Here is a 22,692-nt window from a genome sequence, read left to right on the forward strand (position 1 = left end):
TGCTGTGCTGCGGGGGTGGACGGCTTCACGAGGGACGGCCTGACGTTCGACGTGCGGGACGACGGCCCACCCGACGGGCCTGCCGTGGTGCTGCTGCACGGCTTCCCCCAGGACGCGTCGGCGTACGACGCCGTGGTGCCCCTGCTCGCCGCGGCCGGGCTGCGCACGCTCGCGCCCGACCAGCGCGGCTACAGCCCACGGGCCAGGCCGCCGGGGCGACGGGCCTCCACGCTGCGCCAGCTGGTCGCGGACGTGGTCGCGCTGCTCGACGCCGCCGGTGTCGCGCAGGCGCACGTCGTGGGCCACGACTGGGGCGGCACGGTGGCGTGGGCGGTCGCGTCCCGACGGCCCGGGCGCGTGGCCTCGCTGACCGTGCTGGGCACCCCGCACCCGCGCGCGATGCGCGACGGCATGCGCCACGGGCAGGCGCGGCGGTCCTGGTACGTCGCGGCGTTCCAGGTGCCATGGCTCCCGGAGCGTGCCCTGCTCGCGGGCGGCGGCGCGCGGTTGCGGCAGGCCCTCGTCGACGACGGCCTCGAGCCCGACCGCGCCGACCGCTACGTGGCCCGGCTGCGGGACCCCGGTGCGCTGACCGCCGCGCTGGCCTGGTACCGCGCGCTCGGGGTGCGGCACGCCGGCAGCGCGGGCCGGGTCCGCGTCCCCACGACGTACGTGACGGCCGGCCAGGACCCGTTCTTCGCGCCCGCGTCGGTCGAGGCGACGGGCCGGTACGTGGACGGCCCGTTCACGCGCGTCGACCTCGACGCGGACCACTGGCTGCCGGAGCACCGGCCGGCCGAGGTCGCCGAGGCCGTCCTGGCCCGGGTGAGCGCGTGAGGCTGTGGTCGCTGCACCCGTCGCTGCTCGACCGGCAGGGCCTGACCGCGTGCTGGCGCGAGGGTCTGCTGGCGCAGGCCGTGCTGGCGGGCGGTACGCGCGGGTACACACGGCACCCGCAGCTCGTGCGGTTCCGGCGGCAGCCCGAGCCGCTCGTGGCCGTCGCGGCGTACCTGCACGCGGTGGCGGACGAGGCCACCGCGCGCGGGTACCGCTTCGACCGCGGACGCGTCGGCGTCCCCGGGCCGCGTGCCGCGGGGGCACCGCGGATCGCCGTCACGCAGGGGCAGCTCGACCTGGAGTGGCGGCACCTGCGGCGCAAGCTCGCGGTCCGCTCCCCCGACCGGGCCGCCGTGGTGGAGCAGCTCGACGGGCCGTCGCCGCACCCGCTGTTCGTCGTCGTGCCGGGCGACGTCGAGGAGTGGGAGCGCGAGACGTGAGCCGGACCGGCCCCGCCCGGGCGCCGGGGTGCGTCAGGCACCCTGGCGGACGACCTCGAAGGGGGCGCGCCCGGCGAGGCGCCCCTCGATGCCCGCGGTGACGAACGCCTTGGCCCGCGCGACCGCGTCGGCGACCTCCGCACCCTTCGCGAGCTCGGCCGTGACGGCGGCGGCGAGCGTGCAGCCGGCGCCGGCGACGCGCACCCGGCCGACCTTCGGCTCGCGCAGCACGGTGACCTCGTCACCGTCGAGCAGCACGTCGACCGCGTCGTCGCCGGGCAGCTCGACGCCGCCCTTGGCGACGACGACGCGCGGGCCGAGCGCCTGGATGCGGCGGGCCGCCTCGGTGAGGTCCTCGACCGAGCCGATCGCGTCCATCCCCGAGAGCACGCCGGCCTCGAACAGGTTCGGGGTGACGACCGTCGCCAGCGGCAGCACCTCGCGGCCCAGCGCCACGTCCGTGTCGAGCGCGGCACCCGGCTCCTGCCCCTTGCAGATGAGCACCGGGTCGAGCACGACGTGCCGCCACGGCTGCGCGCGCAGGCCCGCGGCGACGACGTCGATGGTGGCGGGTGTCCCGAGCATGCCGATCTTCACGACGTCGAGGTCGTACGCGGCCGTCGCCGCCTCGATCTGTGCGGCGACCACCTCGGGCGGCACGGGGAAGAACCGGTGGTTCCAGTCGTCCTGCGGGTCGAACGAGACGACGCACGTGACCGTCCCGAGGCCGAACGTGCCGAGCTGCTGGAACGTGCGCAGGTCCGCCTGGATGCCGGCGCCCCCGGTCGCTTCCGAACCGGCGATGACGTAGGCGAGGTCGACCACGGGAGTGCTCCTGTCAGACGGGGTCCGGGTCCCAGCGTAGGCACGGACGCTCACCGGTCGGGCGCCCGTGACGCCCGCGGCTCCGCGGACACCACCGCGAGCAGCGGCCACCAGTGGCGGTCGCGCAGCACGCAGCCCGCGGCGCGCACGTCGACCCACTCCCCCGCGACGCGGGGCGTGCCCTGCGCCGCCCACACCGTGAAGTGCGCGAGGGGCGCCGGCCAGCCGTAGTCGGCCGCGGGCGCGCCGACGACGTTGCGCACGAAGCCCACGGGGACGGCGGACGTCCCGGCGCCGAGGACATCGTGCACGAGCCGGGCCGCCGTGACGCTGCCGTGGGCGTCGGCGGCCGGCACCGCGCGCGTCGGCAGGTCGAGCCGGCCGTCGTCGCGCGCCGTGCAGAAGACGGCGTCACCGTGGCGCACCAGCAGGCGCACCAGACCGGTGGGGGCCGGTGCGACGGCCGAGCGCACGACGTCGGCGCGGCCACCGGGCGGCAGCCACGGGGCATCCGGGGTCGACCTCAGGAGCTGCTCGGGCACGCCCGCACGGTAGCGCGGTCCCTGGTCGCGACGGCGCCGGCCTGGACCCAGGTGGAGCAGTCGAGGGCGACACCCACGCCGACGGGGACGACCGCGCGGCGCGGCGCCGGGAGCCCGACCGGGACGAGCGCGGCGAGCACCGCCCGCCCGCGCGGGTCGGTGCACCGGTCCGTCAGGGCCGTCACCGTGGCGGCGTCCGACGCGAAGAGGCCCCGCGCGGAGGCGAACCACGTGACGGCGAGCGGCTGGTCCACCGGGGCCAGGACGACGGACAGGCCGGACGGGCGGGCGAGCTCGGGTGCACCGGTCAGCTCCCGTACCGCCGCGAGGAGCCGCCCCGACGAGCCGAGCGTGACCTGCTCGAACGCGCGCAGGTCCATGTCGTCGGGCCGATCGATGCCGGCGTACAGCTCCAGTCTCCCGTCGGGTGACGCCCCGACCATGCGCCAGCGCAGGGCGCACTGCCGCAGCACCGGGTGGTCGACGAGCGGGCGCAGGTCCGCACCCGGCGGCACCTCGGCGTACACCTCGAAACGGTCGTTCCCGTCCTCGTCGTGCCGGCCGCCCAGCCACGCGCCGTACCGCAGGGGGGCGCGGCGCTGCAGACCGGCGACCGCGGCGACGGTCCCGGCGGGCAGCGCAGCCCGGGCCGCCGCGAGGGTCCACCGGTCCGTCGACGGCACCTCGGGTGCGGCCACCTCGGCCGTCCAGCGCACGGCCGGGTCGCGCGTCGTCCAGGCGAGCTCGACCGGGCTGCCGTCGGGCGTCAGCCGGGACGACCGGTACGCGACTTCGGGCCACTCGGACCGGGCGAGCGGTGCGAGCACGTCGTCGAGCACCGCCTGCGCCCGGCGCGCCCACGGGGGCCACCCCGGCGAGCCGGGCCAGCGTCGCCGCGAGCGCGGTGAGCGCCGCCGGGCGCGTGCCCGCCACGGCGGTGTCGGTCGTCACGGCGCTCACAGCAGGGCCACGAGCGTCTCGGACGTGTCCACGAACGCCCGCTGGTCGAACAGCCCCGGGCCGGACAGCGTGAGCCGGTAGCGGTAGTCCCGCACGTCGCCGTCGCGCAGGGCGATGTGGACGCGCACCGGGTCCGTCTGGGTACCGGGCACCTCCCGCCGCACGGAGCGCGTGTAGGCGTTCGCGGCGTCGCGATACTCCACGTCGAGGAACGCCGTGGTGACGGCCGCCGTGTCCCACTGCGGGACGAACACCAGGTCGAGCGCCGCCTCCATGAGGTCGTGCACGTTCACGACGTCGTCGGTCACCTCCACCGGGTCGGCCGTGGCCTGCTGGCCGTCCTGGAGCACCTGCGTGACCGTCGCCGTGACGCCGCGGCCCGCCGGCACGGGCAGCGCGCCGCGCACCTGGAACGTCTGGGGCCCGGACTGCTCGGTCACGGTGATGAGGCCGCGCGGCTCGGGGTCGCCGTAGCCGTGGCCCTGCAGCCGCACCTCGAGCGAGCCCACGACCTCCCAGTCGACGACGCCCGGCTGCACCGTGATCGTGCGGAACTCGACGGAGTCGGACGGGTTGAGCACGAGGTCGCGGTTGACCGTGTCCTCGAGCAGCACCTCGTAGGAGGACCGGTCCGCGGCCCACCCGGACTGCGGCGCGAAGTCGTACCTGATGCGGGCGTCGAAGTCGACGGCACGCGTGGAGTTGAGGAAGAACGTCGCCTGCTTCGGGGTGTGATCCTCCGGCGTGAGGGTCAGCTCGTGGTGCTTGTGGTCCGCCGGCACGGCGGGGTCGCCGTAGTCGATGGTCACCTGCGGCCGCGACAGCCCGATGGGCGCGAAGTCGGTCGAGGTGCTCGCGGTGACCGTCATCTCGCGGAAGAACGAGTCGTCGCCGTCGATCTCCTTGATCATCCGCTCCGCGTCCGCGAGGTCGGCCACCAACAGACCCAGGAAGCCCTGCGGGGCGTGCACGCGCCGCACCGCCTCCGAGCGGTGGTACCGGAAGGTCACCTTCTTGCGCTCCTCCTGGCGCACGAACTTCAGCTTGAACGCGACGGCCGCGTTGACGTCGGGCACGGACGGGCCGGCGCCGCCGCCCTGACCACCGCCGCCGCCACCTCCGCCACCGCCGCCACCGCCGCCGGACTCGACGCGCGTCAGCACGCCCTCCCAGGTCACGGGCGCGCCGGGCACGTCGGCGCTCACGTGCACCACGCGGTTGTCCGGGTCGCCGCCCATCGGGGAGTGGCTGCCGGGGCGGCCGACCGCCGGGCCGTCGCCCGACGAGGTCGCCGACGCCACGGTGCCGCCGCCGTCGATCGTCACCGCGCGCGCCACGTCGAGGCGACGACGCGACAGCTCCAGGTTGTACGCCGCGCGGGCGGCCTCGTCCGGCTGGCCGGTCGGCGAGTGCTCGTGGCTGGCGTAGGCCTGGAGCCGGACGTCGCGCGACGCGGCCGGCAGGGACGCGAGCCACGCGACCGATTTCCCACTCAACGACTCATCGCTTCGTCACCATCGCGATGCCGCCAGTCGCCAGGAGGAACATGTCCATCATCGCCGAACGAACGACAGGATCCGTGTCGATGCGGTCAAGGAGCCTCAGAGCAGCGGGGTCGACATCCAAGGTCGTCACACCTCCGGTGAGGCCGTCACCCTTTGTCGCGAAGAGCAAGAAGCAGCGGACCATGCTTTGACCATCGGCTGCGCGCTGTCGCAGAAAGGTCTGAAGCAGAATCCAGCTGTCGGCGACCTGGGACTGCAGCGCCTCGACCGACGTCCATCGCGTCGACCAGCCGAACTCTTCAGCCGCTCTCTGGAGGTTGACCAACGTGGTGAAGTCGATCCGGCAGACGCGGAAGTCGTCGTCGGTCGCCTTGATGAGGGTCATGCGATCACCTGCCCAACCTCCAGACGTCAATCATCGTGTCTGGCGAGATCCTGCCTGCCGCAACTCGCCGTCGCAATTCATCCCAACGATGGTGAACATCGATGATGGATCCGCCCTGTGACACATTGATGCCGGCACCTTCCTCGACGCCATTGATTGTGGCGAGGAACTCATCGTCGTCCATGAACTCGTAGTGTGAGAACGGGTCCCGTGTCGACTGGCTCTCCGTGTACTTGTCGAGGTCGCCCGCTCGCTCGGTGGTGCGGTTGAGCGAGTAGTCAGAGTCGGGCGCAGCACGCCGACATTCGGCTGCGTCCCCGACAGCGTCTCGCAGACCCTCGTGTCGGGGATCCTCGTCGTGGGTGACGACGTCGATACCGGCGTCCGTCACGACGGAGTAGGTGTGGTCCACGTCGACGGTGAGGTTGTGGACCGTCGCGACGACCGTATCGTCGTCGATGGCCGCGATCACGACGGGCGTGCCGTCGGGGTCGACGAGCTGGTCACCGACCTGCAGGTCCCTCGCCGGCACCCACGCACCGTCGGCGGTCAGGAACAGGTGGCCGTCGGTCGCGGTGATCGTCTCGTCCGCGGGCGGTCCCCCAGCCCCGGACCCGACCAGGGTCAGCCCGACGAGGTCCTTGGCCCCGTGCCCGGTGATCGTGGCCACCACCTGCCGGTGCGTCCTGGACCCGTCCGCGGCGACCGCCACGACCGTGTCACCCACGGCCACGTCGTCGATCGCCTTGACCGACCCGTCCGCCATCACCACACCCGTGCCCGGCACGAACGAGTTCGTCCTGCAGCCGTCAGGCTTCTTGTTCTCCGCCGCCTTGCGCGCCTGGTCGTTCGCCCGCTTCGCGTCATCGACCTCACGCGACGTGCGCGACGCCACCGTGCGCGACTGGTTCGCCGCCGCCTTCGCCTGCTCCGCAGCCGTGTTCGCCTGCTTCAACGCCGCCGAGTCCGGCACGACCTTCGGATCCCACTTCGGGATGTCCGCCAACGCCTGAGCCTCCGCCACCGCCTTCTTCGCCGCCGCACGCTGCGTCGCGTACGGGTCGGTCGCCGTCGGCTGCGGCGCCCCGGTCAGGTGGTGCGGGCGCGGCTCCCTGCCGGTCGGGTCCGTCATCGCCGTGGGCCGGTTCGACGCGTACGCGCACGACGACACCGCCGTCACCTGCCCGGAGCCCACCACCGGGTCCACCGAGTCGAACCGACCCGACCCCGTGTCGTAGTTGCCTCAAGCCGCAACTCGGCGGCCCTGGGTTCGGCCTACGAGCGGCCGTCCCCCGCTTGACCTCGATCCTGACGAACCGGGACGCTTCGGTCAGCGCCGACACCACCAATACCAGCTCACCGGTTCCCCACCCTCGACGATCGGCCAGCCCGTCGCTCGCAATCCGAGGGACGGCACGTCGTCGACCCACTCGCAGCCCGGCACCGTCACCTTCGACCTCTGGCGAGTGACCACCACGTGAGCCCTCGGAGCGGCCACCGCCGCTCATGTCGGCGTGTAGATCGTCTCCATGCTTCGCGGGAGCAAACACCATGGATCGCGAGATTGCCATCGCGGCTGACCGGCCGCGCTCGCCACACACCGTCGAGCTCGATCACGTCGTCCGAGCTCGACAAGACGCCCGCACCGAGCCGAACGCCTGGAGATGGACCACTGGACGAAGCCCCTCAGGGGCCGCTGTCGAGAGCGATCTGCGTGCCGTCTGGAAGGTTGGCGATCCGCACAGCGAGAGCACCTCGTGCACGCATGGATTCTTGCGCCCCCATGGCTTGAAGGTTTTCCAGGGCGAATGCCCCACCGAGAACGAAAGGTACTTTTGGAACCAGTCGAAAATAAGACACAAGTGGGCCGAAGCGCTCACGCCACGCGCGAGCCAAGGGGCGCCCCGTCCACACGTCCGGATCCGAGAGAATCGCGCTTGCCCACCCTTCTATCGTATTCGCAATTGTTTCCGTCTCGCCCGTCTCCGGATCGAACGAGACGATTTCGCTCGATGTCAGCGCGAACTGCCCTCCAAAGAGGTCATCCGCAAAGAAGAACAGCCCGTCCGATAGTTCTCCGTAATGGGATCGCCAGTTATCAGGGGAGTTCCAGCCCCACACGCTGTCCGGGTCGTCCCCACCTCCCCGAACAACAAGCGCGTTGTCGAACACGCTGAAGCCGTTCATCAGTTCGAGCATCGCCGTCAGTTCTGCCCCCAGTGGGGTCGAAGGGATGCCGTGCGGTGCACCTCGGGCAAGCGGACCCTCACCACGTGCCATCAGCTGCTTGACGTTCGATCCGATCCTCATGGCACCACATCCAACCGGATCTGGGTGCCATCCGGGAGGTCGCGACATTGCCATCCGATACAGGAGCCGGCGCCACGGTTGTCTGATGGAGTCACAGGTCGCACGCTGGAGCCCGTTCCGCCCTCTGCCATCATCGCCGGTGGGTACTCATCGCGATCCTTGCCAGGAACCCTCGGGTGCCCACGCATCGACTCCTTGCGACGTGCTGCCGCCCCCGCGCGGTCGATCGTCACGACCGAAGGCATGCCCGCGGCTTGCGCCGCCTCGACGTGCGCAGCCGACTCCGGGTGCCGCGCCCTGCTGACTGTGACGGGGACGGGCGCATTGGGGAGCGGGCAAGCGTTGGCGTCCTGCGCGTCACCGACGGCATCCAGGAGGTTGTCGTTGTGGGTGACGACGTCTGTCCCGGCAGCCGTGACGACCGTGTACGTGTGGTCGGTGTCGACCGTCAGGTTGTGGACGGTCGCGATGACCGTGTCGTGCTCGACCGCCCCGATCGTGACCGGTGTGCCGTCGGGATCGACGAGCCGGTCACCGACCTGCAGGTCCTTCGCCGGCACCCACGCACCGTCGGCGGTGAGGAACAGGTGCCCGTCGGTCGCGGTGATCGTCTCGTGCGCGGGCGGCCCACCACCCCCGGACCCGACCAACGTCAGATCGACGAGGTCCTTCGCGCCGTGCCCGGTGATCGTGGCGACCACCTGCCGGTGCGTCCTTGACCCGTCCGCAGCCACCGCCACGACCGTGTCACCCACGACCACGTCGGCGATCGCCTTGACCGACCCGTCCGCCATCACCACACCGGTGCCCGGCACGAACGAGTTGCACGTCTCGGACTTCTTGTTCTCCGCCGCCTTGCGCGCCTGGTCGTTCGCACGCTTCGCGTCATCGACCTCACGCGACGTGCGCGACGCCACCGTGCGCGACTGGTTCGCCGCCGCCTTGGCCTGCTCCGCAGCCGTGTTCGCCTGCTTCAACGCCGCCGAGTCCGGCACGACCTTCGGATCCCACTTCGGGATGTCCGCCAACGCCTTGCTCGCGGCCTTGAGCTTCGAGTACCCCTCGACCAGGCGCTTGCCCACACCGATCGCCTTGATCGCGACCTTCGCCGCCTTGAACATCTTGCCCCACGGCACCGCGTTCAACGCCGTCGAGATGCACGCCCCGACATCACCCTCACTGATGCACTTCTTCGCATCGGTGTACCCGATCAGGTCCAGCACCAACCCGACGATCTCGTCACCGATCTGCGCGACGAACGCCTCGGCCTCCTGGACCGCCTTCTTCGCCGCCGCACGCTGCGTCGCGTACGGGTCGGTCGCCGTCGGCTGCGGCGCCCCGGTCAGGTGGTGCGGGCGCGGCTCCCGGCCCGTCGGGTCCGTCATCGCCGTCGGACGGTTCGACGCGTACGCGTACGGCGAGACCGACGTCGCCTGTCCCGACCCGACCACCGGGTCCACCGAGTCGAACCGACCCGTCCCCGTGTCGTAGTTGCGCGCCCGCAGGTGGTACCGGCCCGACTGCGTGTCGTCGCGGTACCCACCCGTGAACTGCATGGGGTTGCCCGGCGCGTCGTCGGCGAGCCGCTGACCGCCGGCCTCCAGGTCGGTGCCCCGTGCCCCGCCGAACGGGTCGTAGTCGTACGACCACTGCGCGTCACCGCCTGCGGACACCACGGCCGACGTCCCACCGAGCCAGTCCCGCACGTAGTGCGAGAACTGCTCCCCGCCCTCGGCCAGGCCCAGCGGCGACCCGTCCGGTGCGTACAGGAACGACGTCGTGCCCTCCCCGTCGGTCCCGGTCCGGGTCTCCGTCGCGATCGTCGGCAGCCCGCCGTTGACGTCCCACGCCCACGCCGTCGACCCGGTCGCCCCGGCCTCGTCCGTGCTCGTCGACGACAACCGCATCCCCGCCGCGTCGTACGCGTACGTCGTGGACGTCCCGTCCGACGTCGCCGAGGCGAGCGTGCGGTCCAGGTGGTACTCGTACGTCCCCTCACCGTCGGACGTCAGGTTGCCCTCGGCGTCGTAGGTGTACTCGCGCGTCCCGGCCTCGACGCCCGGGATGCCGGGGAGCGTCCCGGTGACGGTCGTCTGCTCGCGCGTGAGCTGGTCGCCCGCGTCGAACGTCGACGTGGTCGTGGCCCTCCCGGTCGCGGTGGTGACCGCGGACGAGGTGCGGTTGCCGACCAGGTCGTACCCGTAGTCGTACCGCTCGGCCGCCGCGGCCCCCGGCTCGCAGCTCTGCGCGCCGTAACACGCCGACGTCAGACGGTGCGCCGCGTCGTACGCGTACGCCGTCGCCTCGACGACCTGCGGACCCCCGGCGTTGCGCGTCTGCGTGACGAGCGTCGGGTTGCCGACGGCATCGCGCACCACGTCGTGGGCCGAGACGACCTCGCCCCCTGCCCGGGTCGTGGCGACCCGCGTCATGCGCCCTGCGGGGTCGTACTCGCGCGACTCGGTCAGCCCGGTGGACCCGGGGAACGTGATCGACGTGAGCTGGTCGGCCACGTCCCACCCGAAGCCGTACGTCGCCGAGCGGCCCGCGCCCGCCGCCGTGAGCGACGTGAGCCGGTCCGCGTCGTCGTACGACGCCGTGATCGTGGTGCCGTCCGGGTAGGTCCGCTCGGTGAGGTTGTCCTGGTCGTCGTAGCCGTAGGTGAACGTCTCGACCGCGCCCGCGAGGTCGGTGCGCGTGACCTCGGCCAGCCGGCCCGTGGTGTCGAACCGGTGCTCCCGCACGCCGCGCGGGTCGGCCATGGACACGAGCCGGTTCTTGGCGTCGTACCCGAACGTGAACAACTCACCGCGTGTGCCGAGCTTGCGGCTCACGAGCCGGTCGAGCGTGTCGTACCGCATGACGACCGTGCGGTCCTCGCGGTTCGGGTCGACCCGGGGGTCACCCTCGACGACGCGCGCCGTGACGAGCTGCGTGAGGTTGGAGTTCGCGTCGTACACGTACTCGCGGCGCCGCCCGATCGGGTCGGTCGAGGCGACGGTTCGCCCGGCACGGTCGTACTCGAGCTTCGTCTCGTGCCCCAGCGGGTCACGACGCCCCGTGATCCGGCCGTTCGCGTCGTAGGTGTACGTCAGCACCTGCTGCTCGCCCGTGGCGTCGGGTCCACGGACGGTCCGCAACCGGTCGGCCGCGTCGTAGCCGTAGCGCACGACGGAACCGGCGGCGTCGGTCGCGCTCGTCAGGCGGCCGACCGCGTCGTACGTCGAGCGCGTGACGTGGCCCAGCGGGTCCCGGACCTCGACCGGGTTGCCGGCCTGGTCGTAGGTGTACCGCGTGGTGAAGGCTTCCGGGTCGGCCCCCTCGCGGTGACCGCGCGGCTCCGTGATCGCCACGGGACGCCCGTCGTCGTCGTACTCCCACGTGATCACACCACCGGACGCCGTGACCTGACGCGTCGGGTTGCCGATCTCGTCGTAGTCGATCTGCGCCGGGGTGGCGACACCGGACCCGCCCGTCCGGCGGTTGGCGCCGTCGTACGTCATGCCGAGGGTGTCGCCGTCCTCGTCCTGCATGCCCGTGATGTTCCCGGCGGCGTCGTACGACATCCGGGTCGTCGCACCGAGCTCGTCGACCTGCTCGACCGGGCGGCCCAGCTCGTCGAACCGGGAGTCCACCTGGACGAGACGACCCTGCGCGTCGGGGCGCTCGGCGCGCACGAGGTTGCCGCGGAAGTCGTAGCGGAACGACGTGGTGTACGCGGCCCGGCGTGCCTCGAGCTCCGCGTCGGACTCCCCGTCGCGCCGCGCGACGTTGCCCAGCGGGAGCCGCTCGGTCGCGACCCGGCCCTGGTCGTCGTACGTCCACGTGGTCCGGTTGCCCTCACCGTCGGTGACGGACGCGGTACGTCCCGCCGCGGTGTAGGTGTACTCGGTGACGTCGCCCTTCGGGCTCTTGAGCGTGACGAGGCGCGACGCGTCGTCGTAGGTGTACAGGGTCGAGTTCGCGAGCTGGTCGGTGGCGACGGCGACGTTGCCGATCTCGTCGTACGTCGTCTTCACGGGCGCGTCCTTGCCCGGGTCGCGGCGCTCGACGAGCCGGTCCTGCGCGTCGTACGCGTAGCGGGTGCGGAACTGGTCCTTGCTCGCGCCCGCGACCGTGCCCCGCGGGTCCACGACCGACACCAGCCGGCCGGTCTGGTCGTACGTGAACTCGGTGCGCCGCCCCGTGGGCGTGACCTCCGCGATGCGGTTGCCCGCGGCGTCGTACTCGTAGCGCGTCACCTTGCCGCGCGGGTCGGTGCGCGTCTCGAGCAGTCCGCGGCTCTCGTACGTGTAGCGGTAGCCCTCGGCCTGCTCGGGGTCCTTCTGGCCGGTGATCCCGTTCTGCTCGTCGTACGTGTACGTCCAGGTGTGCCCGCGGCCGTCCGTGTGGGTCCGCAGGTTGTTGCCCACGTCGAAGGTGTTGCGCTCGCGCCAGTCGAAGGGCGAGGGCGCCTGGCGCTCGACGGGGTTGCCCGCGGCGTCGTGCAGCGCACCCGACTGGTTGCCCTCGGGGTCGACGACGAGGGACTCGTTGAGCTGCTCGTCGTACCGGTAGGTGACGGTGTCGCCGTTGCCGTTGCGCGACCACAGCAGCACGTTGTTGCGGTAGCCGTCACGCGCGACGACGCCGTCGGGGTCGGTGGTGGTCGCGACCTGGTCGTCGGCGTCCCACGCGAAGGTCGTCACCGCACCTGCTGCGTCCGTCTGGCGCACGACGCGGCCGTCCGCGTACTCGTTGGCCACGTCCCGCTTGCCACGCGCGTCCTGCACGTGCTCGAGGCGGCCGGCGGAGTCGTAGCGGTACTGCCACGTGTAGTTCCGCGCGTCCTGCACCTTGAGCAGACGGCCGTCCTGGTAGTCGTACTGGACGCTGCGACCGTCGGGCAGCGTCAGCTTGGTGATGGCCCGCACGTCCTGACGCGTCTCGACGCGCACGACCCGCCCGGCGGCGTCGGTCAGTGACGCGAGCAGACCGTTCGACCCGTACGCCAGCGTGACACCGTGGCCACGCGCGTCCGTGACGGACAGCAGACGGCCCTGGGCGTCGAACGCGAGGCGCCGCTGGTCCGGCGGGGTGAGCACCCAGCCGCCCTCGGCGCGGTCGGTGAGCACCGCGCGCACCCCGGCCGGGCGGCGGTAGCCGTCCGCGGTCCGCGTGTAGACCGCCTCCGAGCCGTCCTCGGCCCGCACCCGCACGGCGTCCGCACCGGCGGCGGGCACGATCACGCGGGCGTCGTACGTCCACGTCCACCCGGCGCCGAACATGCCGGTCCCGGTGGTGGCGGACGAGTAGAAGCGCACGGCCTCGAACGGGATGCCGTACGACGTCATCGTGAGGTCGCGCTCGGTGCGGTTGAACGCCCCGGTGCCGGTGTTGACCAGCGCACCGCGCAGCTCCTGGCCGTCGACCGTGCGGCCCAGGACGTTGGCGCACGCGCACCCGGCGGCCTGCGCGGCCGGCAGGTCCGGCGGGGTCACCGTGGCACGCGGGTTCGCCGGTGCGGACGGTGGCGAGTCGAGAGTCGTCCCGTCGTCGGCCACGAGCGCGACGGTGACGGTGTACTGCCGGGCAGGGTCGAGCGTCCAGCCGTCGGCCGCACCGAAGCTGCGGCAGAACTCCCGCGGCGCACCGCACCGTGACAGGTCGTCCCGCCCGAGGTCGGCCGAGACCTGCTGGGTGCCGGCCTCGACGTCGGTGACGGTGGCGCGCCACCGCGCCCACGAGGTCGGGTCGCCGTCCGCCACGTCCGCGTCGAAGTAGACGACGAGCGACGTGTCGCCCAGCAGGTAGCCGGGGCGCACGACGAGGTCGCGAGCACCGCCGTCGGCGAGCACGCGGGCCGCGGTGCCGGCCACCGTCCGGCCCTCCCCGCTGAACGACGAGCCGGTCGGTCGGGCCAGCTGTGTCTGATCGGGGACTCCGGCACCGGCAAGTCCCCGGGAGCAGCGGCGGGTTCACCGGCGCCTGCTCGGCCACCGGCACGGCCGGCGGCTCGACCGGGACGTCGTCGGGCTCGCCGTGGCGGACCGCGTTGCGCGGCAGCGGCCGCTGGACGGGTGCGGCGCCGTCCGCCGCGACGGGAGCGTCCGGTGCCGGCTCGGCCGCGGCGAGCGGCGGGGCCAGCACCACGCCGGTGACGAGAACCACCGGGGCGAGGACGGACGCGGTGAACGAGCGCAGGACGGACCTGTACGGGCGTGCGGACATGCGGAGTACCCCCTGCGCACGCCGACGTCGCCGTCACCGCGCCTCGCGACCGCCCCCTGCAGCGGTCGAGCCGGTCACACCCAAGGGGGCGGAGGTCGCCGACGGCCAGCGGCTGCCCGCATCGCGAGATGTCCACAGGCCGGCGGACGGCCACTCCTTCCGACGCCGGCCGGCCCCGCATTCGAACGTTCCACCAGGTAGGGGTGCACGAAGTTCGCAGTTTGCGAGCGCGCGAGTTATCCACATTCGCGGAGTTTCGATGAGAGAACTCTCATCACCGCCAGGCGGTGGCGACCGGGCCTGTCGCCGCACTTCGTCCGCGACGGTCGGACACCGCGGACCCGATCCTCATGGGGCACGCGCACCACGTCGTGGCCTCGAGCCAACGCCCCGGTCGCGGAGCAAGCGCCCCGCGGCCGGGCGGATCAGGCCGGCGGATCAGGCCGAGACGTGCTTCTCCGGGATCGGCGCGTCGCCCGATGCCCGCTGCCCGCGGTAGTACGCCCGCGCCTCGTCCTGCCGCTGCCGCTCCTGACCGGACGCGATCGGCGCACGCAGGTGCTCCGGCCCGTACCCGAACGCGTCGACGAGGTCCTGCGCGTGCGGCCGCAGCCGGACCAGCAGGCGCTCGATGTACGACGTCACGGCCCGCGCACGGCCCGCGGACAGGCGCCCGTTGACGAGGTACCAGGCGAGGTTCCGCTCGACGAGCGTGAGCCCGAACAGGTCCCGCACCCACGTGAGCACCTGCCGCGTGCCCGGGTCCTCGACACGCTCGACGGCCCGCGTGAACGCCTCCCACTGCACGCGCTCGGCGTGCGCACGCGCCGCCTCGATCAGCTCGTGCTGGTGCGCGTTGAACAGCTCGGCGGCCTTCTCAGGGGCCATCTTGCGGGCCGGCGCGAGGGCCTGCGCCACCTGCGCGACCATCGTCTCGACGCGGTCCGTCAGCAGCTCGCGCTGGGTGTCGGTGTCGCGCAGCTGTCCGACGGACCGGCGCGCGTCACCCCGGTCCCCCAGGGTCTGCACGGCCCGCACCAGCGGCGTGCGGTGCATCGCGACGTCGGTGACGCGGTCGACGACGAACCGCGCGAGGTCGCCACGGTCCGACTGCAGGGCCTTGAGCGACTTGGCGTAGTCGCCGAGCAGGCGCTTGGCGACGAGCTGGTAGAGCACGGTGTTGTCACCCTCGAACGTCGCGTACACGTCGAGGTCGGCGTGCAGGCCCGTCAGCCGGTTCTCGGCCATGAACCCTGCGCCGCCGCACGCCTCGCGGCACTCCTGGATCGTGCGCAGCGCGTTCCAGGTCGACGTGGGCTTGAGCGCGGCCGCGAGCGTCTCGAGGTCCTCGCGCTGCTCCGGGGTGTCGCCGCGGCCGGAGAACACCTCGTCGAACGCCGCGAGCAGCTCCTCGTGCGCGAACGACGTGGCGTACGCGTCGGCGAGCAGCGGCAGCAGGCGACGCTGGTGCTGGCCGTAGTCGAGCAGGACGACCTCGTCGCCCGTGCCGCCCGCGAACTGCCGGCGCTGGTTGGCGTAGGTCACCGCGATGGCCAGCGCGATCTTGCTCGCGTTCGCCGCCGCGCCGTCGAGCGACACACGGCCCTGCACGAGCGTGCCGAGCATCGTGAAGAACCGGCGCCCGGGGCTCTTGATGGGCGAGGAGTAGGTGCCGTCGGGCGCGACGTCGCCGTACCGGTTGAGCAGGTTGGTGCGCGGCACGCGGACGTGCGTGAAGTGCAGCCGACCGTTGTCGATGCCGTTGAGGCCGCCCTTGACCCCGTCGTCCTCGCCGCCGATGCCGGGCAGGAACTCCATCGTGGCCGGGTCGCGCAGCGGCACGTAGAACGCGTGCACGCCGTGGTTGACGCGCGGCCCGCCGGGCGCCGCGGTGATCAGCTGCGCGAACACCACCGCCGCGGTGCCGTGCACGGCCGCGTTGCCCAGGTAGTCCTTCCACGCCGCGCGGAACGGCGTGTGGAGGACGAACTCCTCGCTCGCGGGGTCGTACTCGGCCGTGGTGCCGATCGACGCGACGTCCGAGCCGTGCCCCGCCTCCGTCATCGCGAACGCGCCCGGCACCCGCAGGTGCATCGCGTCGGCGAGGAGCGTGTCGTGGTGGTGCTGCGTGCCCAGGTGCAGGATCGCCGAGGCGAACAGCCCCCACTGCACGCCGGCCTTGATCTGCAGCGACGGGTCGCCGGCCACGAGCTCCTCGAACTTGGCGAGCGAGCCGCCGTGGTCGTCGGCACCACCCAGGTGCGCCGGGAAGGACCGCAGCACCTCGTGCTCGGACACCAGGCGGCGCAGCTGCTGCAGCACCCGTTCGCGGTGCTCAGCCATCGGGAGGCCCTCGATCTTCTGGAAGTCGGGGTCGGCCGTGATGGCGCGCGCCTCCCGCCGCAGCTGCGCATAGGTGCCCAGCAGCATCTCCTCGAGCGCGGCGACGTCGACGCGGGGCGCTGCGGCGGCGTCCGTCGGCGGGACGGTCGGGCGGTCGGTCGTGGTCGTCATCGCTGCTCCCTGGGGGTGGGGGCGGCCTCGTCGCCGCCGGTGGGGTGCTGGGCCGCCGGGTGGGCGGGTGCGGTGGTGGGGGTGGTGGTGCTGCGCGGGTGCTCGCGGGCGAGCAGGCCGACGGGCCCGGCCCACAGCCAGGCGGCGACCTGGGCGGTGAGGGTCTCGCGGTCGGGGGTGCCGGGCTCGCCGCGGTGCGCGAGCCACCACTCGCCGGCGCCCCGGACGAAGCCGACGGCGCCGGCCCCCCACGCGTCGGCGAGGGCGGCGGCGCGCTGCTCCTCGTCGTCGGCGGCCTCCTCGGTGAGGGCGCGGGCGAACGGGGCGGCGACGAGCGCGGTGACAGCGTCGAGGAAGTGGCCGAGGGGTCCGCCGGACTCGACCGACCCGTCGCGCGTGACGAACGCGTAGACGTGCGGCGACGACTCGATCATCTCGAGGTACACGGCGACCATGGCGCGCACCGCCTCGCGCGGGGTCGAGACGTGGTGCAGGACGGCCTCGAGCGCGTCGCGGATCTGGCGGACGACGAGCTCGGCGACGGCGATCTGCAGCCCGGTCTTGTCGGTGAAGTACCGGTAGACGATCGACTTGGACGTGCCGGCGGCCGCCGCGATCTCCTCCATGGACACGTCCGGCCCGTGGTGGTGGACGGTGCGGCGCGCGACGCGCACGAACTCGGCGCGGCGGGCCTCGCGGTGGTCCGCCCAGCGCGTGGAGCGACCGTCGACGGACGTGGCGTCGGGCAGCGCCGACGGGGGCGAGGGCGCGGCGGACGGGACGCGCCGCCCGGGCACGTCGTCGCCTGCTCGCTGCGGGGAGGTCGTCGTCGACGTTCCCGGAGTGATCTGACTCACGCAACCGAAGGTATCAGGTACTGTGGGTCTCGGACATCAATTCCGGGACGTTCGTCCCTCGCCACGAGGCGACGACGTCCACCCCGTCATCGACGCCGATGCCAAGAGGGAGCGCCCACATGGCCACCCGCACGCCGAGCACCTCCCCGTCCACGCCCGCCGCGCCGGACGCCCCGCGCCGCGCCTACGTCCTCGGGGGCAACCGCATCCCCTTCGCCCGCGCGGGCGGCAAGTACGCCCAGGCGAGCAACCAGGACATGCTCACCGCCGCCCTCGACGGGCTCGTCGCCCGCTACGGCCTGCAGGGCGAGACGATCGGCGAGGTCGCCGCCGGTGCCGTGCTCAAGCACAGCCGCGACTTCAACCTCACGCGCGAGGCCGTCCTCGGCTCCGCGCTCGCCGCGACCACCCCGGCGTACGACGTGCAGCAGGCCTGCGCGACCGGCCTGGAGACGGTGGTGTCGCTGAGCAACAAGATCCGCCTCGGGCAGCTCGAGTCCGCGATCGCCGGCGGCGTCGACACGACGTCCGACGCCCCGATCGCCGTCAGCGACCGGCTGCGCCGGATCCTGCTCGACCTCTCGCACGCCAGGACCCCGCAGCAGCGCCTGAAGGCGATCGCCCGGCTGCGCCCGAAGGACCTCGCACCGGCCACGCCGCGCACGTCCGAGCCGCGCACGCACCTGTCGATGGGCGAGCACCAGGCCCTGACCACCGCGCAGTGGGGCATCACGCGCGAGGCGCAGGACGAGGTCGCGCTGCGCAGCCACCAGCGTCTGGCCGCCGCGTACGACGCCGGGTTCTTCGACGACCTCGTCACGCCGTACCGCGGCCTGACGCGCGACGCGAACCTGCGCGCCGACACGTCGCTCGAGAAGCTCGCGAAGCTGAAGCCGACGTTCGGGCTCGGCCTGGACACCGAGGCGACGATGACGGCCGGCAACTCCACGCCGCTCACCGACGGCGCGTCGACCGTGCTGCTCGGCTCCGCCGAGTGGGCCGCCGCGCACGACCTCACGCCGCTGGCCGCCGTCGTCGACGCCGAGGCCGCCGCCGTCGACTTCGTCCACGGTGTCGACGGCCTGCTCATGGCCCCCGCCTTCGCGGTCCCCCGGCTGCTCGCGCGCCACGGCCTGACGCTCGACGACCTCGACTACGTCGAGATCCACGAGGCGTTCGCGTCCACCGTGCTCACGACGCTCGCCGCGTGGGAGTCCGAGGAGTTCGGGCGTGAGCGTCTGGGCCTGGACGGTGCGTTCGGCACGGTCGACCCGGCGCGCCTCAACGTGCACGGGTCGTCGCTCGCGGCGGGCCACCCGTTCGCCGCGACGGGCGGGCGCATCATCGCGACCATCGCCAAGGAACTGCACGCGCGCCGCAGCGCGCAGGTCGCCGCGGGCAGCGACGCGCCCGTCCGCGCCCTGGTCTCCATCTGCGCCGCCGGCGGCCTCGGCCTGACGGCCCTCCTCGAAGCCGCCTGACCCCTCCCTCTCCCGCCGAGAGGTCGATCCAGCCCCGAGACGACGCAGGAGTCGCGATGTCCGACCGTTACCTCGAGCTCGTCAACAGCGGGCTCACGCAGAAGCTCGCCAAGCAGCTCGGCCTGCCGCGCCCGGCCGTGCTGCGCCGGTACCGTCCCGGGCAGCCGCTGCTCGACGGCCCCGCGCTCGTGCTGGGCTCCGGTCCCGACGCGGACGCGGTGGCCACGCTGCTGTCGTCCCCCGCGGGAGGCCCGACGCCCACCGGTGACGCGCCCGCCGTGCTCGACGGCTGGGACGTCGAGGTGCACCGCCACCCGTCCCCCGACGCGCGCTACGCCGCCGTGGTCCTCGTCCTCACGGGCGTCGAGCACCCCGACGACCTCACCGCCCCGGTGCTTGTCGCGGCCTCGACCCTCAGGACCCTGCGCCGGGGCGCCCGCGTCGTCACCGTGTCGCGCCCCGCGCTCGACTCCGACGCCCCCGCGGTCGCCGCGGCCCGGCAGGGCGTCGACGGCTTCCTGCGCTCGCTGGCCAAGGAGCTGCGCAACGGCGCGACCGGCAACGGCGTGGTCGTCGCGCAGGACGTGCCGGTCACCGCGCCGAGCGTCGTCGCGGCGCTGCGGTTCTTCCTGTCGGCGCGCTCCGCGTTCGTCGACGGGCAGCTGCTCGAGGTCGACTCCGACGCCGGCGAGCTGCCCCGCGACTGGGAGAAGCCCCTGGCCGGCAAGGTCGCGGTCGTCACCGGCGCCGCCCGCGGCATCGGCGCCGCGATCGCCGACGTCCTGGCGCGCGACGGCGCGACCGTCGTGGCCGTCGACGTCCCCGCCGCCGGCGAGCAGCTCGCACAGGTCGCCAACCGCGTGCGCGGCACGGCCCTGCAGCTCGACGTCACCGCCGCCGACGCGGGCGAGCGGATCCTCGAGCACGCCACGGCGCGGCACGGACGCCTCGACATCGTCGTCCACAACGCCGGCATCACGCGCGACAAGCTGCTCGCCAACATGTCGGACGACAAGTGGGCGTCGGTCCTCGCGGTGAACATCGCGTCGCAGCTGCGCATCAACGAGACCCTGCTGACGTCCGGTGACTTCTCCGACGCGCCGCGCATCGTGTCGCTCGCGTCGACGTCCGGCATCGCGGGCAACCGCGGCCAGACCAACTACGCGACGTCCAAGGGCGGCGTCATCGGCATGGTGCGGGCCACCGCGCCGCTGCTCGCGCCGTTCGGTGGCACCGCCAACGCGGTCGCGCCCGGCTTCATCGAGACCGAGATGACCGCCCGCATCCCCGCCGTGACGCGGCAGCTGGCGCGACGCCTGAACTCGCTGCAGCAGGGCGGGCAGCCGGTCGACGTCGCCGAGGCGATCGCGTTCCTCGCGTCGCCGGCGGCCGGCGGGATCCTGGGACGCACGCTGCGGGTCTGCGGGCAGAACCTGGTGGGCCGGTGACGACGCCGGCGCCGGCGCACCAGGTCGCGCTGCCGCGCGTGCCCGGGCTCGGTGGGCTGTACGGGCGCGGGGCCGTGGCGTCGGCGCGGCTGGCCGTGCGCGGCGGGGTGCGCCCGACGTCACGCGCGCTGCCGGACGTCACGTACGTGGTCGACGACGTGCACGCGGACGCCGACCACCTCACGGCCTACCAGCGCCTGCTGCACGAGCCCGCGACGGACGCGCTGCCCGCCGGGTACGTGCACGTGCTGGGCTTCCCGGTCGCGATGGCGCTCATGGTCCGTCCGGACTTCCCGCTGCCGCTGCTCGGCATGGTGCACCTCGCCAACCGGGTCGAGCAGCGCCGCCCCCTGGCGCTCGGTGACCGGTTGCGGGTGCGCGCGTGGGCGCGGGACCTGCGCCCGCACCGCTCGGGCACGCAGGTCGACCTCGTCACCGAGGTCGCCGAGGGCGGTGACGTCGCGTGGCTCGGCGTCTCGACCTACCTCGCCAAGGGCGTCCGCGTGCCGGACGCGCCGCGCGACGAGTCCCCGCGGCCCGAGTTCACGCCGCCCGTGCGCACCGGGCGCTGGGAGCTGCCGGCCGACGTCGGCCGGCGCTACGCCGCCGTCTCCGGGGACCGCAACCCGATCCACCTGTCCCCCGTGACCGCCCGCGTACTGGGCTTCCCGCGGGCCATCGCGCACGGCATGTACACGGCGTCGCGCGCGCTGGCCGACGTCGGCGCCGCCCGCGGCGACGCGTTCACGTGGTCCGTCGAGTTCGCGGCACCGGTGCTGCTGCCGGCGACCCCGGACGTGCGCGTGGCGCGCGAGGGCGACGGCCACGCGTTCACGGTCTGGCACCCCCGCTCGGGCCGCCTCCACCTCACGGGCGAGGTCACCCCGCTGAACGCCTGACCGGTGCTGGATCGCTCTCTCGCCAGGTGATGAGAGAGCGACCCAGCACCGTGGCGAGAGAGCAGTGCAGCACCCCAGCCCCCCAGCCCACACACACACACACCTCTGCCGCGCCAAGCCGATCCGGTCACCCCACCCTCCACCGCCGACACGTCGATCGAGCCCCGCCGTGTCGGTGGGGCGTGGCAGGCTCGGGCCATGCTGAGCGGCGACGCCTACGACCTCGAGCCGGACGCGGACCTCGACGGCTTCACGTTCCGCGGCCTCGACCTCTCCGGGCGTGACGCCACCCGGGCGCGGTTCCTCGAGTGCGCGGTCGACGACTGCGACCTCGAGGGCGTCACGCTCGACGGCGCCCGGCTCCTCGACACCACGTGGCGGGCCGTGCGGGCCGGCGCGGTCGCGGCCCCGTCGTCGACGTGGCGCGACGTGACCCTGACCGACGTGCGCATCGGCGCACTGTCCGCGTTCGGCTCGACGTGGACGCGCGCGACCGTGACCGGCGGCAAGATCGACTACCTCGACCTGCGCGAGTCCACGGTCGAGGAGCTGCGGCTGGAGGGCGTCACGCTCGGCGACCTCGACCTCAGCCACGCGCGCGTGCGCCGGCTCGTTGTCGTCGACTGCGACGTCCGCCGCCTCGACACCACGGCCGCGCGCCTCGCGGAGTGCGACCTGCGCGGCGCGCGGCTGCGTGCGGTCGAGGGGGTCGGCGGGCTCGGCGGCGCGCGGGTCACGTCCGACCAGCTGCTCGACCTCGCGCCGCTGCTCGCGCGTCACGTCGGGCTCGTCGTCGAGGACTGACGACCTCAGCTCGGCCCGGTCGCCGCGAGCCGCTCCTCGAGCCGGCCGCGGGCGCCGGGCCACTCGTCGGCGAGGATCGAGAAGTACAGCGAGTCCTGCCGCGTGCCGTCGGCCGCGACGCGGTGCCCGCGCAGACGGCCCTCGGGCTGGGCACCGAGCTTGGTGACGGCCGCGATCGAGCGGGCGTTCCGGGCCTCGACGCGGTATGCGACGCGCGCGACGCCCCACGTCCCGAAGGCGTGCGTCATGAGCAGCAGTTTGCACGCCGGGTTCACGTGGGTGCCCCAGACCCGCGGGTCGTAGTACGTGTGCCCGATCTCGAGCCGGCCCATGCGCAGGTCGACGTCGTAGAAGGACGTCGACCCGACGCACTCGCCGTCGGCGAGCACCGCGAACGCGTACCGCGCAGGTGTCGCGAGGGCGGACTCCACGACCTCCCGGACGTCGTCCACGCCGCGCGGGGTGGGCGACGTCATGCCGGCCCACACGCGCTCGTCGACGAACCCCGCGAGCGCGTCCGCGTGCTCGAGCGCGAGCGGGACGAGCCGGACACCATGACCTTCGAGCGTGATCTCGTGCAGCACCCGCGCATCCTCCCCTGCGGCTGTCCGCCCGCGCCTCCTCATTACGGACGGTCACGCCGAGCGCGGCACACGATCACCGAGCGCGGCACCA

General features: G+C 73.3%; 17 protein-coding genes. 6 read left to right on the forward strand and 11 right to left on the reverse strand.

Features of this window, described 5'->3' with window-relative positions:
- Nucleotides 1-15 precede the first annotated feature (15 nt).
- Together CFLA_RS14795 and CFLA_RS14800 are read left to right on the forward strand one after the other, a co-directional pair.
- Nucleotides 16-837 carry an alpha/beta fold hydrolase gene (locus CFLA_RS14795; RefSeq protein WP_013118140.1) on the forward strand — a complete coding sequence of 274 codons (822 nt, stop codon included), beginning with the start codon at nt 16-18 and terminating at the stop codon, nt 835-837.
- Nucleotides 834-1,277 (forward strand): pyrimidine dimer DNA glycosylase/endonuclease V, encoded by a 444-nt coding sequence (locus CFLA_RS14800; RefSeq protein WP_013118141.1) that lies wholly within the window; start codon nt 834-836, stop codon nt 1,275-1,277. The genes CFLA_RS14795 and CFLA_RS14800 overlap by 4 nt, the downstream gene beginning before the upstream one ends.
- A 33-nt stretch (nt 1,278-1,310) precedes the next feature.
- Here the strand turns inward: CFLA_RS14800 and thiD are convergent, their stop codons facing one another.
- From thiD to CFLA_RS14845, 10 genes are all read right to left on the reverse strand, one after another.
- Nucleotides 1,311-2,102 carry a bifunctional hydroxymethylpyrimidine kinase/phosphomethylpyrimidine kinase gene (thiD, locus tag CFLA_RS14805; protein ID WP_013118142.1) on the reverse strand — a complete coding sequence of 264 codons (792 nt, stop codon included), beginning with the start codon at nt 2,100-2,102 and terminating at the stop codon, nt 1,311-1,313.
- 50 nt (nt 2,103-2,152) lie between these two features.
- A complete protein-coding gene (locus CFLA_RS14810) occupies nt 2,153-2,644 on the reverse strand; it encodes a hypothetical protein (RefSeq protein ID WP_013118143.1) in 492 nt (163 codons plus the stop codon).
- Nucleotides 2,626-3,483, reverse strand: coding sequence for a hypothetical protein (locus CFLA_RS19185; protein ID WP_013118144.1), 858 nt, complete (start codon nt 3,481-3,483; stop codon nt 2,626-2,628). The genes CFLA_RS14810 and CFLA_RS19185 overlap by 19 nt, the downstream gene beginning before the upstream one ends.
- Before the next feature lie 117 nt (nt 3,484-3,600).
- Nucleotides 3,601-5,100, reverse strand: a complete 1,500-nt coding sequence (locus tag CFLA_RS20530) for a hypothetical protein (RefSeq protein WP_013118145.1) — start codon at nt 5,098-5,100, stop codon at nt 3,601-3,603.
- Between the two features lie 4 nt (nt 5,101-5,104).
- Nucleotides 5,105-5,494, reverse strand: a complete 390-nt coding sequence (locus CFLA_RS14825) for a hypothetical protein (protein ID WP_013118146.1) — start codon at nt 5,492-5,494, stop codon at nt 5,105-5,107.
- 4 nt (nt 5,495-5,498) lie between these two features.
- Complete coding sequence (locus CFLA_RS14830) at nt 5,499-6,626, reverse strand: polymorphic toxin-type HINT domain-containing protein (RefSeq protein ID WP_043599121.1); 1,128 nt, start codon at nt 6,624-6,626, stop codon at nt 5,499-5,501.
- Between the two features lie 554 nt (nt 6,627-7,180).
- On the reverse strand, nt 7,181-7,804 hold the full coding sequence (locus CFLA_RS20115) for an SMI1/KNR4 family protein (protein ID WP_148234379.1): 624 nt from the start codon (nt 7,802-7,804) through the stop codon (nt 7,181-7,183).
- The gene (locus CFLA_RS14835; protein ID WP_013118148.1) at nt 7,801-13,662 is read right to left on the reverse strand and encodes an RHS repeat-associated core domain-containing protein; all 5,862 of its coding nucleotides are present in this window, start codon (nt 13,660-13,662) and stop codon (nt 7,801-7,803) included. The genes CFLA_RS20115 and CFLA_RS14835 overlap by 4 nt, the downstream gene beginning before the upstream one ends.
- Nucleotides 13,663-14,452: 790 nt before the next feature.
- Nucleotides 14,453-16,528 carry an acyl-CoA dehydrogenase family protein gene (locus tag CFLA_RS14840; protein ID WP_013118149.1) on the reverse strand — a complete coding sequence of 692 codons (2,076 nt, stop codon included), beginning with the start codon at nt 16,526-16,528 and terminating at the stop codon, nt 14,453-14,455.
- Nucleotides 16,525-17,385, reverse strand: a complete 861-nt coding sequence (locus CFLA_RS14845) for a TetR family transcriptional regulator (RefSeq protein ID WP_148234380.1) — start codon at nt 17,383-17,385, stop codon at nt 16,525-16,527. Before CFLA_RS14845 ends, CFLA_RS14840 begins: the two co-directional genes overlap by 4 nt.
- Before the next feature lie 119 nt (nt 17,386-17,504).
- Here CFLA_RS14845 and CFLA_RS14850 point away from each other — a divergent pair, with 119 nt between their 5' ends.
- From CFLA_RS14850 to CFLA_RS14865, 4 genes are all read left to right on the forward strand, one after another.
- A complete protein-coding gene (locus CFLA_RS14850) occupies nt 17,505-18,866 on the forward strand; it encodes an acetyl-CoA C-acetyltransferase (RefSeq protein WP_013118151.1) in 1,362 nt (453 codons plus the stop codon).
- 56 nt (nt 18,867-18,922) lie between these two features.
- Complete coding sequence (locus CFLA_RS14855) at nt 18,923-20,314, forward strand: 3-oxoacyl-ACP reductase (protein ID WP_013118152.1); 1,392 nt, start codon at nt 18,923-18,925, stop codon at nt 20,312-20,314.
- On the forward strand, nt 20,311-21,213 hold the full coding sequence (locus tag CFLA_RS14860; RefSeq protein WP_013118153.1) for a MaoC/PaaZ C-terminal domain-containing protein: 903 nt from the start codon (nt 20,311-20,313) through the stop codon (nt 21,211-21,213). Before CFLA_RS14855 ends, CFLA_RS14860 begins: the two co-directional genes overlap by 4 nt.
- Before the next feature lie 198 nt (nt 21,214-21,411).
- Entirely contained in the window at nt 21,412-22,017 is a 606-nt protein-coding gene (locus CFLA_RS14865; protein WP_013118154.1) for a pentapeptide repeat-containing protein, read from the forward strand.
- A gap of 5 nt (nt 22,018-22,022) precedes the next feature.
- On the opposite strand, the gene CFLA_RS14870 is transcribed toward CFLA_RS14865, so the two are convergent.
- Nucleotides 22,023-22,601 (reverse strand): GNAT family N-acetyltransferase, encoded by a 579-nt coding sequence (locus CFLA_RS14870; RefSeq protein WP_013118155.1) that lies wholly within the window; start codon nt 22,599-22,601, stop codon nt 22,023-22,025.
- Nucleotides 22,602-22,692: the final 91 nt, after the last annotated feature.

Origin of the sequence: Cellulomonas flavigena DSM 20109, from assembly GCF_000092865.1 — a bacterium.
Lineage (GTDB): Bacteria > Actinomycetota > Actinomycetes > Actinomycetales > Cellulomonadaceae > Cellulomonas > Cellulomonas flavigena.

Excerpts from the sequence above, each read along its gene's own strand:
- CFLA_RS14825 (WP_013118146.1), bottom strand. The coding sequence starts at position 5,494 with ATGACCCTCATCAAGGCGACCGACGACGACTTCCGCGTCTGCCGGATC.
- CFLA_RS14830 (WP_043599121.1), bottom strand. The coding sequence starts at position 6,626 with ATGACGGACCCGACCGGCAGGGAGCCGCGCCCGCACCACCTGACCGGG.
- CFLA_RS20115 (WP_148234379.1), bottom strand. The coding sequence starts at position 7,804 with ATGAGGATCGGATCGAACGTCAAGCAGCTGATGGCACGTGGTGAGGGT.
- CFLA_RS14840 (WP_013118149.1), bottom strand. The coding sequence starts at position 16,528 with ATGACGACCACGACCGACCGCCCGACCGTCCCGCCGACGGACGCCGCC.
- CFLA_RS14850 (WP_013118151.1), top strand. The coding sequence starts at position 17,505 with ATGGCCACCCGCACGCCGAGCACCTCCCCGTCCACGCCCGCCGCGCCG.
- CFLA_RS14855 (WP_013118152.1), top strand. The coding sequence starts at position 18,923 with ATGTCCGACCGTTACCTCGAGCTCGTCAACAGCGGGCTCACGCAGAAG.
- CFLA_RS14865 (WP_013118154.1), top strand. The coding sequence starts at position 21,412 with ATGCTGAGCGGCGACGCCTACGACCTCGAGCCGGACGCGGACCTCGAC.